The sequence below is a fragment of the Brevibacillus sp. NRRL NRS-603 genome (assembly GCF_003013445.1).
GTDB lineage: Bacteria > Bacillota > Bacilli > Brevibacillales > Brevibacillaceae > Brevibacillus > Brevibacillus formosus.
In genome coordinates, this window is the sequence record NZ_PXZN01000016.1 from 371,076 (window position 1) to 383,122 (window position 12,047).

Genomic DNA, 12,047 nt, shown 5'->3' on the forward strand with positions numbered 1-12,047 from the left:
GACAAGTACATGCCAAATCCATGGATGAAATCAATCAAGCTCCTGCTGATTCCGGCGTTGTTCCTCCTTACGCTAGCGGGTTGTGGCAGTCCTGCGGTTGGCGAGACATATCCACTTGAATCTGTCTCTACCAAGGACAATGGACAGTCGTCACGCATCTATCGTGCAGAAAACAAGACCGTACCGGAAGTAGCCTTGGAGCTGGCGGAGCAGAATACGCCAGATGAAATCTCCAAAGAAGATCCGCAGCATATGTTCCTCATTTATTCGAACGAGATATACCATTTGCAGCAAGACGCTGCCAAGCCGACGGATACGTTGATCGAGGTCGACAGCAAAGAGTACGTCCGGCAAAACTACGATTCTTCATTTTTACAGGGATATATCGTAGCCAGCGTACTGGATGATTTGTTCGACGGGCTTAAGAAAAGCACAAAGGGCAGCTATCGTGGCTACTCTAGCAAGGACATATACAAGCCTTCCGGAACGTATCGTGTTCCTACAACCGAGGACAAAAAAGCAGCGCCGCCGATTACCAAAGAGGGTACGGGAAGTATTTTCAAACGGGGTAATGCGAAGAATGCGGATGGTACGGTAGGTTCTGACGGCAGCCTTTTCAAGAAGCAGGCGGAATCATCTTCTAGCGGCAGTTCAGGCAAAATTATTCGTTCGTCCAGCAGTCAATCGTCGAATTCGAGTGGATCTTTCTCATCCAAACGTTCGAGCTTTTCCCCGCCGAAAAGCAAATCGCCCCCACGAACGAAGGTAGGGGGATCTGGGCGGATTACAAAACGCCGATAAGTGTAACAAACAGGAAAGAAACGAACACCCCCAAACGATTTTTGTAGCTCGTTTGGGGGTGTTTTTGTTTTGCTGATTAACGCTGCTTGGTCTCTACCGTATACACAACGTCTTCATTTTGATATTTGTACACATGCAAGAAGTAACGGCCTGGCTGTACTTGATAATGGGCACTTTGCAGATTTCCCTCCCGCTCTTGCGGGTACGTTACAGGCTGATCCAGATTTGCCTCGTGGAATAGCATCCAAGTCACACCTTGTCCCTCTTGAGGGTTTAAAGAAATACGTATTTCTTCTGGTTTATCTACTTGGAAGGCAAAGATATCTTGCCAATCGTTTCCTTTCATGTCCCCTGAAACAGTCGTGCCTATCGGCAATGGACCATTTGCTTGCTCGGTAGAATCATTGTTCTCGCTTTCTTGATAGAGTTGCTCCCGCGGACTATCTTCACCCGTAACCAATAAAGTAAACGGTTGGTCCTCTTGTCCTGTACGATACGTATAAGCAGTTACATAGTAAGTCCCTGGTTTCGCATCGAACGATCCGATTAGCTTGTTGCCTTCACGCTTGGTGGGATAGGAGATATAGTTCTCTCTATCAGACTCGTGGAATACAAGCCACGCCACTCCATCTCCTTGCTTCGTTTCCATCTCTACTTGAAGCTGTTGGGCTGATTTCACATCGAGACGGAACTCCTGACTCGTTTTTTGAGGATGGATGATACCAGTTATTGGCTTACCTAATGAAATTGACGATTCCTCAGGATTGGGATTCGGATTTGGATTTGGATTTGGCTGTTCCGTTTCGGAGCCATCTTCTTGTGCCAGCTTCCCGTGGAACACGACATCATAGGCAAAGCGTCCATCTTTTGTCGTACGATAATTGGTGAAGTAGCTCGTAACCGTGTCATAGCCATTCCAGGAAAGAGTCGACAACTCCTTGAGGAATCCATCTGTAGAGCGGTTCATTTCTTGCCAATCCTGATATTCCCCTTGGGAAGCTCCACCCGTATAGACCCCACGCAACGTGAAGCTACGGAAATCTCCAGAGTCTTTTTCATCTGTTTTTACATCGGTCAGAGAGGCAACCTCTGCGATTTTACGATAAACCTCTTCTTTGCTCGTCACGTCCACTTTTTGTAGGTAATCATCTGAAACGAGAGGAACATCCAACTCTTCATACTGGTCGATCAAATCCTCTAACGTTTCTTGGTAGCCACGTTCAAGAGCGCGATCACGGCTGAATTCTTCGATCATGTCATCATAAGCAGCTACATCATTGGAACGGATTGTATCGTTGATTTTATCCAGACGAGCAAAATCATTCTTGAACAGATGGTACTGAAGCGCGAATGAGTAGTCGTAGAATGCCAGGGTTCCGTATTTGGCACGCATCATATCGGCTGCAGTGTAATCGAGATAAGGCGCTGCATTTCGAATATTGCCTACAACTGACTGGCGAGGCTTGATACCTTCTGTTCGGGTAGCGCCTGCGAAAAACTCAGCTCCGCCTTCTTCATACCAAGGCAAGCGACTGTTTTCATAAATCTTTCCCTGTCCCCACATGCCCGGCACTTCATATCTGCCTTGCAAATAGTGGACGAATTCATGACGGAACAGCTCTTCCAGACTGTAGATGCTTTGTTCTTTTGTCCGATCGTAGGTGAAGAAAGTGCCGGTACCCTCGATGTAGATACCGCCATTATCTGTGTCGTATCCGTACAAGAAGCGATTCATTTTATACTCATCAGGCGTATTGTAGATGACAATAGTCAGTACATCATCCGGATTGCCGCTCTCAAGCTCCTTGTCATTGCCGATGACACGATGAAATTGTGCCTTCACTTCCTTGGATGCCCAATACAAGCGCTCAACCTGTTCTTCAGTTAGTTTATCTCCCGTTTTGAACACAACCGCTCCGTCATCAAAAGTGAACTGCTGCGGGAGATAATGTTTTTTACCTTCTTTCACCATTTCATCGAGGTCGATTTTTTTGCCATTGGCATCCTCGCCATATGCTTCCTCGATTTGTTGCGCGGCGGTGAAGTATGGCTCGCTCCACTTTTTATACGTTTTCATCGCTTTCGTCAATATGTCATTGGCTTTGTCTGGATCACTGTAGTAGCTTCCCAATTTCCCAGTATAATACAGGGCATTGTTCGTCAACCATACGTGATCGGCGGAAGTTTCCCCATTTTCGGACATGTCAAAAATGGGGTCGAGAAATGCGTCGATGCTGCCTTTCAGCTCATCTTTTTCTGAATCATCTGCTCCCCAAATCAGAACATAGCCAACACCTTGGAGGACGCTGTAAAAAGCTTCGCTTGCTTCTCGATCATCTGACCATTTATCCCGATTGTCGTTAAAGTCCTCCATTACTTTTGACAGAAGACCGATTGTCTCTGAATCAACAGTCGTGTTGCTAATTAATTTTCCCGTAGAACTGATGATTTCGTTTTGGGTCTTTGTGCCTAAGGCAAAATTTTGATTGGTAGTAATGGCTTGAAGTGCTGGAATAATTTTTTGCTTATACTTTGGCTCCATCAAATACTTTAATTCATCATGGTAGTACCCCAAGTAATACCCCGAACGCAAAACCTCTACATATGTATGTATGCCCTGCTCGTCATCCTTGGTGAAGTTCTTGCCACTCTCTTGCAAGGCATCGATGATGGCCTGAACCCGCTCCTGATCCTCATAAAATTCCTGGGTGTCGTCGTTGTAAGTAAACAGCTCAGGGATTTGCGTCCAACTGATTTCCTTCAGCAATTCAACAAGCTCTGAATTGTCCAATGTTTTCAGATGCGAGATGCTGTACTTCTCCTGTTTGGCTGCTTGGCGTAACTGACTCTTCGACATGTTTTCCTGAACGGGTGTATGACCAATCTGCGAATCAATAGGCTCTTGGGATGGGCTTGGCGGTGTACTTTTGGCTTGAGCTGCTAGTGGCAAGCCTGCCGCTACCGTTGAAATTGCAATTGATCCTGCTGTTACCATGCTAATCCATGAACGATTCATAGCTTTCATTGACTCCTTTTTCATTCATTTTGGAAGTAGAAGTGAATATTTTATAGTATCGGTATCCAACAAGAAAATACTTACAAATAAAACAAAAGATGATGGAATATAGCTCTTTCTTCCTATTTGACGAAAAGAAAAGAATGTCTAGAGAAGTAGCTATGTAAGTATGGAAGGAGAGCGATTTTTGTTTGCCTATGACGAAAACATGATTGTTGATCGACAAAAGAAGAAGGGATGTGCATTCAGCATTCGACAGTCTTTGTTAGCAGCATTAGCTATGATTGACATTGGGAAATCACAGAAAGGCGAAGTTGGCGGAGGAGAGTGCTAGAAGATGCTGGAAAAAATTCTCGAACTGCGTTCACGATCCATGTCCATTGCACAAATTGCCAAAGAGTGCGGCTTAACGATCGGTCAAGTTAAGTATCGCCTGCAAAAAGACCGTGCGAAGCCAGAGGCACCACCTCCCGCAACAACGGAATTGGAATGGCAATTGCCTGCGTTTTATGGTCGGGACATTGTCAAAGTCATGGCACAAGGACCGACTGTGTTATTCGTCTATTGGGAAATCACTTGGCCGCGCATGAGGATGGTCGCATCGTACCTGCAAGCCGATTATCGTTACATCCAGAAGGGCTTGCGTCTGTATGATGTGACCGAACGCTTATTTGATGGAAAAAATGCGCATTCCGTCCGAGATGTGTTCGTACATGAAGAGGCTCATTCCTGGTACGTGAAAGATGTAGAGCCAGGACGTACATACATTGTTGATTTTGGTTTATATGAACACAATCGGTTTTGTCCGATATTACGCTCGGAAACGGTAGTGACTCCACGCAATTCAAAAGCTAGCTGGGGGGAACCGCTAGTTGAGCCCGTCCACGATCCAGCTACACCTTCCTGGTTTGAGAACTTTTCCTCCTACTCGTTGTATACCAAAACATCAAATAAGTGAGGTGTCATTTGTGCACAAAGGTTATCTCTCCCTCGTGTTGCATGCCCATCTGCCTTATGTCCGACACGGGGATCGGGACGATCGCCTGGAAGAGCGGTGGGTGTATGAAGCCATGCTGGAATGCTATCTTCCCTTGCTCATGGTATTCGACAAGCTCCTCTCAGACGGCATCGCTTTTCGCATGACCCTTGCTATTTCTCCGACATTACTTTCCATGCTCGATGATGATCTGATCGTGACTCGCTTTCGCACACATCTAGCGAAGACCGTTGAATTGGCTGGGAAGGAAGTCAAACGAACAGCAGGTCAGCCCCAAGAAAATCGTATCGCCAAAATGTATGTGGAGCGTTTTCGAACCATCATTGCCTATTGCCGCAAGTGGGATTTTCAACTGATCAAGGCCTTTAGGCATATCGCGGACAGTGGATGCCTCGAACTCATCACTTGCGCAGCCACGCACTCCTTTTTGCCCTATGTGGAAACAGAAGAGGCGATTCGGGCTCAGCTTCAGGTAGGCGTCCATACACACGAGCGGATTCTGGGAAGACGTCCGAAGGGAATTTGGCTGCCGGAGTGCGGGTATACACCTGGACTGGATCGTTTGCTGAAAGAGGCAGGGCTTCGGTATTTCTTTGTAGACAGTCACACGATAGCGCATGCGACGCCTTTACCACGCAGAGGGGGGCTGGCTCCTTTGTTTACGCCGCATGATGTGGCTGCTTTTGCCCGAGATGAAGTGGCTTCCCGACAGGTATGGAGCTCGATCGATGGTTATCCGGGGGACTATGACTATCGTGAATACTACCGGGATATTGGATTTGACAGGGAGATGAGCTACATCGAGCCGTACATCCATCCTGACGGCATTCGCGTGCATACCGGTTTGAAATACTTTCGGATCACCGGAAAAGAAGGGGATAAAGACTGGTATGAGCCAAGCTGGGCGCGCGAAAAAGCAGCGTCTCATGCGGGACACTTCTTGTATCACCGAGAGCGTCAAGTGGAGGAAGCCAGTCACTGGATGGATCGCAAGCCGTTGGTCGTCGCCACTTATGATGCGGAGCTGTTTGGTCATTGGTGGTTCGAGGGTCCGCAATTTTTGGATGACCTCATACGAAAAACGGTTTGTGATTCAAATGAAGTGAAATTAATGACACCATCAGAATATTTGGAGGAGTATCCAGAACAGGATCGCGGTCATTTGCCGATGTCAACGTGGGGAAGAAATGGCTACGGAGAAGTCTGGCTGAACGAAAACAATGGCTGGATATACAGGCATCTGCATCAAGCAGAGCGGGAACTGATCGGAGCAATTACTACGTTTTATGAAAAAAAAGGTGATCAGCTTGCCTTACGATGCCTCAAGCAGGCGGCACGTGAATTGATGCTCGCCCAAAGCAGTGATTGGGCGTTTATTTTAGACGGTCAAACGGTCACCCGGTATGCGGTGCAACGCGTTCATGACCATTTGGTTCGCATGCAGGCTCTCTTGGCGATGTATCGAGAGCATCAACTGGATGAAGAGGCAATTACACAAGCCGAAGCTGACTTTCCAATCTTCCCTGACTTGGATATCACGTTCTATTTGCCTAAACAAACGCATAGAGTGAACGTATCGCGTCAATTGGTAGCGGCAACGCAAGATCAGTCTTCGACAAAAACAGTTTTGATGCTTGCATGGGAATTTCCCCCTCATGTGGTAGGGGGGCTTGGTCGGGCTGTCTACGATCTCGCCAGACATCTTGTCCAGCAAGGAATCATGGTGCATGTGCTGACACGTTCGACAGATTCATGCTCCGTAGATGAGACGATGGAAGGGGTTCACGTACACCGTTTGCCTACGTACCTTCCTTCTGAACAAGCTGACTTTTTGGCATGGGTGTTTCAACTGAATTTGGCAATGGTCGATGCTGCCCTCCAGCTCTGGTCGCTTGGGGTGCGACCATATATCATCCACGCTCACGATTGGCTTGTCAGCTGGGCTGCGATCGAACTGAAACAGAGATACTCTCTTCCGCTCGTCAGCACGATTCATGCTTTGGAACATGGTCGGCATCAAGGCATTCACACACCATTGCAGCAAAGGATTCATGAGTGTGAACGTACACTAACACAAAGCTCTGACTCGATGATCGTTTGCAGCAAGTATATGGAGTCGGAAGTCATGCGCCTGTTCGGAACACCTTCATCCCAATTACGTGTCATACACAATGGAGTCGATCTCATTCCCCTACCGGATGTAAATCGCGAGCAGCTCCGGCAGGAGTTGGCGATAGGGGATGGTCCTGTTCTCTTTTTTGTAGGCCGCTTGGTCCAGGAAAAAGGTGTTCACCTATTGCTGGAAGCCATAGCAAGGCTGCGTGATGAGTTTCCGCATGCGAGGTTGCTTATTGCTGGCAGAGGACCGATGCAAGAAGAGTGGAAGCAGTTGGTTCATCAGATGGGACTTACTGAGCAAGTCCGTTTCTTGGGCTTCGTAGACGATGGAAGGCGAAATGAGCTGTTCGCCTTGGCTGACGTGGCGGTATTCCCGAGCTTGTATGAGCCTTTTGGAATTGTTGCGCTGGAAGCGATGGCTTTGGGTACCCCTGTTCTGGTTGCGGATACGGGAGGGCTGCGAGAGATCGTTCGCCACGGCGAAAACGGCGCCATGATGTACACAGGCGACCCCGAATCCTTGACGAATCAACTCCGTTGGTTACTGCGCGACCCTGATCAGCGGCATCAACTGGCCCAGACGGCAATGCAAGATGTTAAACAGTTTTATAACTGGACACTTCTGGCTAGTCAAACCATCGATTTATACCGTTCACTTGGCGATCCCGCGGAAATCGGCATGACAACATAGATTGCAACGATGAAGGAGGAAGAAGAGAAGATGAAGGCAGTAATCATGGCTGGGGGAAAAGGTACACGACTACGTCCATTAACTTGCCACACGCCAAAACCAATGGTGCCACTCTTAAACCGGCCTTGCATGGAGTACACGATTGATCTATTGAAAAAGCATGGGATTACTGAGATAGCAGTGACACTCCAGTATCTGCCTGATGTCATCCGTGATACGTTTGGCGATGGATCTCGCTACGGTGTTTCGCTTGTTTATTTTGAAGAAACAATTCCTTTGGGCACGGCGGGAAGCGTGAAAAACTGCGCGGATTTTCTCGATGAGCGCTTTGTCGTGATCAGTGGGGATACGTTGACAGACATCGATTTGTCGGCAGCCATACGCTTTCATGAGCAAAATCACGCACTGGCTACGTTGATTTTGACGCGCGTAGAAACACCGCTGGAATTCGGGGTTGTCATGACAGATGAAGCCGGACGCATTACCCGTTTTTTAGAAAAGCCGAGCTGGGCAGAGGTTTTTAGCGATACGGTGAATACCGGCATATATGTCTGCGAGCCAGAGGTCTTGTCTTATATAGAAGAAGAGCGGGAAGTGGATTTCAGCAAGGAAATTTTCCCGGCTTTTTTACAAGCAGCAAAGCCTCTGTACGGATATGAGGCAAGCGGTTATTGGTCTGATATTGGCTCTTTGGAGATTTATCAGCAAGCCCAGTTTGATTTGCTGGATGGACGCGTACATCTCGAAATAAAAGCACAAGAAATCGCGCCGCGCATTTTCTTGGAAAATGATGTTCGCATCGATTCATCGGTCCGCTTGGAAGGCCCCGTCTATATCGGTGAAAATGTACACTTGCAGGCTGGAGTTGCCGTTGGTGCTTATTCCATTCTGGGGAAAAATACCGTGATTTCTTCCGGTACGAAGCTGTCCAGGACGATCGTTTGGGAAAACAGTGTCATTGGGAAAAAAACAGAGATTACAGGAACGACTCTTTGCCGCAACACCCGAATTGCAGATTGCGTACAACTCGGGGAAGGGGCGGTCATTGGAGACCAGTGCCTCATTGGGGCGAAGTCAGTGATAAAGGCAGGGATCAAAATTTGGCCGGATAAGGAAGTCGGGGAAAATGCGACTGTTACTACCTCGCTCATCTATGGTGCTAAGCAAACTAAAAATTTGTTTGGGACGCATGGAATTAAGGGCATTGGCAATGTTGACGTCACGCCCGAATTTGTTACAAGGCTTGCTGCTGCCTATGCGTATTTACTCCAAGCGGGGGATAAAATTGCGCTCTCCGCATGCGCACACCCATTTGCTCAGCTATTGAAGCATAGCATCATGACGAGCTTGTGCTCTTCCGGAATTGATACGGTCGACCTCGGGATTGGCAATTCTCCCTTGATCCGATACGGCGTCCGCTCTCTGGCTTGCAAAGGCGGCATTCATATTTATATGGCAGAGCCAGTGGATGATAAAGAGATCGTCATCCAATTTATTGATCATGCCGGCTTGCCGATTTCCCGTGAGATGGAGCGCAAAATTGAGAATGCTTACTGGCAAGAGACTTATGTTCGCAACCTGAATCGGTTGGGAGCACTCCAAGTCGAGTATCAAGTACAAGAAGCTTATCTTCACGCTTTGGTCCAACAGGTGAATGTATCGTCCATCCAGCGTCAGCGCTTCCACCTGCTGATCGATTGTGAACAGCGTTTTTTCCCGACTTTTCTTGCGCCACTCTTGCATGCACTGGGGGTTACTGCCGATTACTGCCCCATACAAGAAGGTATTCGTAAAAAGGGTGCGGATTTAGGGGTTCGTCTCGATAAAAATGGCGAGCAATTTGTCTTGTTTACCGAGCATGGAGAGAAGCTCACAAACGAACAGATCACGGCTCTGCAACTGCTTGCTTGCAGTGGCCAACATCGGCGTATCGGCCTTCCTGTGAGTGCGCCGATTGAATTGGAACATATGGCTCAGCTGTTGCAAATGGAGGTTGTACGCACCAAGGTCTCTCCGCGGTCCATGATGGAGGTATCGAGCGAACAGCACTTTCATCCGATGTTTGATGCCGTGTACAGCCTCATGAGAATTCTTTCTTATCTCGCTTCTGAGGAAAAACCGCTAAGCGTTTTGCTGGAGCTGTTGCCAGCGTGTCACATGGAGAAAAAGACTGTCTTTTGCCCATGGGCAGCAAAAGGGAAGGTCATGCGCAGAGTGATGGAAGAAAACAAAGGCAAGCTGCTGGAGCTCGTCGATGGAATCAAGGTATACGATTCGAATGGCTGGGTTCTGATTTTACCCGATTCAGAGGATTCGCACGTAAAAGTGATTTCGCAAGGGGCGACGGCGGAGACCGCGGCTACGCTTGCTTCTTCCTACGCGAGGCGAATTGCCGAATATCAATTTCATGAAAAGAGAGAGATCGACAGCCTATAACGAAAAGGACGTGAAGGCATGCCGAGACCGCTCGTCGTCGGGAATGGAAAACTGCTGATTAATTTTGATGACAAGCTGCACATGCGAGATCTCTATTTTCCGTATGTCGGTCAGCTGAATCATGTCGGGGGACACTTTAGCAAGCTGGGGATATGGGTGCAAGGTCGCTTTTCCTGGCTGGATGAAGACGGCTGGACGCGGAAGCTCGGATACGGACAGGAGTCTTTGGTGACAGATGTTCATGCGCATCATGAACATCTGGGCCTCTCCTTGCAAATCGCAGATGGGGTGCATCAGCGTGACCCGATTTATTTGAAAAAGGTGTGCGTTCGGAATTTGACGAGCGAGGTGCGGGAGGTTAGGCTGTTTTTTAATCATGATTTCAGCTTGAATGAGACGGAGGTAGGAGATACCGCTGTTTATGATCCGATCCTGCGTACGATTTATCACTACAAACGCAATGTGTACATCATGGCGAATGGAAAGACGGATACGGGTGGGATCGATCAATATAGCGTAGGGATCAAGCGGTTCAACTATGCGGAGGGGACCTGGAGGGACGCGGAGGATGGTCTTTTGTCAGGCAATCCGATTGCGCAAGGCTCCGTAGATAGCACGATCTCTTTTTCCCTCATCCTGCAACCCCAAGAAGAGAAGGCGCTCTTTTACTGGATGTGCATTGGTGAATCGTATGAGGATGTCAAAGGATTGAACCAGTATGTACTCGAAAGTGATCCGGAACGTTTGCTCAGTCGGATCGCGGTGTACTGGCAGCGGTGGGTCAATAAGGAAGAGAGGGATTTTGCTGATCTTCCGGAAGAGGTTGTCAATCTGTACAAGACCAGCTTGCTTCTCGTGCGTACGCAAATCGATCAAAACGGAGCGATTCTCGCTGCGAATGACTCGGATATTCTTCAATTCAATCGCGACCATTACAGCTACATGTGGCCAAGAGACGGGGCTTTGATTGCGAGTGCGATGGCGAAAGCGGGCTACACGGGAGTGGTCGCACCATTTTTCCGGTTTTGCGCGGAGGCATTGAACAAGGACGGCTATTTGCTGCATAAGTACAATCCGGATGGGTCAGTCGGCTCCAGTTGGCATCCGTATATCGTTGACGGAGAAATTCAGCTTCCGATTCAGGAGGATGAGACGGCGCTCGTGCTGTATGCGCTCTGGGAGCAATACAAGAGCGGCAAGCAAATTGAAGATTGTCAGGCGCTCTATCCCACGCTGGTTCGTCCGGCGGCCCGTTTTTTGCTGGAGTATGTCCATCCAGAGCTGCAACTCCCAAAACCAAGCTACGACTTATGGGAAGAGCGGCGGGGAATTTTTACGTTTACCAGTGCTGCGGTTTTCGCAGGCTTGATGGCTGCGGCTCGTTTCGCCCAGCTGTTCGGAGATGATCGGCGGTACAAACGCTACGCAGAAGGGGCAGAGCGCATTCGTGGGGCAATGGAAAAACATCTGTACGATCCTGAAATCGGGCGTTTTCTGCGTGGGATTTATGTAAGAGCAGATGGGAGTGTCGAAAAAGATTTCACGGTGGAGAGCAGCTTGTTCGCATTGTTTGCGCTTGATGTGTTTTCCGTAGATGATCCGAGAGTTGCGCGGACAATGGAAGCTGTCAAAAAGAGTTTGCGGGTAGACACAGCAATCGGTGGAATTGCTCGCTATCAAGGGGATTACTATTTCAAAAAATCACATGACACGGTGAAGGTGCCGGGAAATCCATGGATCATTTGCACCTTGTGGGTGGCTGATTGGGAAATTGCCAAGGCAAAATCGCTCGATGAACTCCAAGAGCCAAAGAACAAACTGGCCTGGGTCGTACGGCATGCCCTGCAAAGCGGCGTGCTATCCGAACAGCTCGATCCGTATACAGGTGCTCCCGTATCCGTTGCACCCCTGACGTGGTCGCATTCTACTTATGTTGCCACTGTTTTACGTTATTTGGAGAAGGTGAATGAGTTGCGGTAACGAGGGGA

General features: G+C 48.4%; 6 protein-coding genes. 5 read left to right on the forward strand and 1 reads right to left on the reverse strand.

Annotated elements, in window-relative coordinates; genetic code table 11:
- Positions 1-9: 9 nt before the first annotated feature.
- Complete coding sequence (locus C7R94_RS17015; RefSeq protein WP_106783107.1) at positions 10-801, forward strand: DUF4247 domain-containing protein; 792 nt, start codon at positions 10-12, stop codon at positions 799-801.
- Positions 802-877: 76 nt separating this feature from the next.
- Here C7R94_RS17015 and C7R94_RS17020 read toward each other — a convergent pair whose 3' ends face one another.
- Entirely contained in the window at positions 878-3,817 is a 2,940-nt protein-coding gene (locus C7R94_RS17020) for a collagenase (RefSeq protein WP_233220583.1), read from the reverse strand.
- Between the two features lie 337 nt (positions 3,818-4,154).
- Between C7R94_RS17020 and C7R94_RS17025 the strand changes: the two genes are divergently transcribed.
- Genes C7R94_RS17025 through C7R94_RS17040 form a run of 4 tightly spaced genes read left to right on the forward strand, consistent with a single transcriptional unit; the run spans position 4,155 to position 12,039 of the window.
- Positions 4,155-4,775 carry a DUF4912 domain-containing protein gene (locus C7R94_RS17025; RefSeq protein WP_106783111.1) on the forward strand — a complete coding sequence of 207 codons (621 nt, stop codon included), beginning with the start codon at positions 4,155-4,157 and terminating at the stop codon, positions 4,773-4,775.
- A 10-nt stretch (positions 4,776-4,785) separates the two neighbouring features.
- On the forward strand, positions 4,786-7,623 hold the full coding sequence (locus C7R94_RS17030) for a 1,4-alpha-glucan branching protein domain-containing protein (RefSeq protein WP_106783113.1): 2,838 nt from the start codon (positions 4,786-4,788) through the stop codon (positions 7,621-7,623).
- Positions 7,624-7,653: 30 nt separating this feature from the next.
- Positions 7,654-10,059, forward strand: coding sequence for a sugar phosphate nucleotidyltransferase (locus C7R94_RS17035; protein ID WP_106783116.1), 2,406 nt, complete (start codon positions 7,654-7,656; stop codon positions 10,057-10,059).
- Positions 10,060-10,077: 18 nt separating this feature from the next.
- On the forward strand, positions 10,078-12,039 hold the full coding sequence (locus C7R94_RS17040; RefSeq protein WP_106783118.1) for a glycoside hydrolase family 15 protein: 1,962 nt from the start codon (positions 10,078-10,080) through the stop codon (positions 12,037-12,039).
- Positions 12,040-12,047 lie beyond the last annotated feature (8 nt).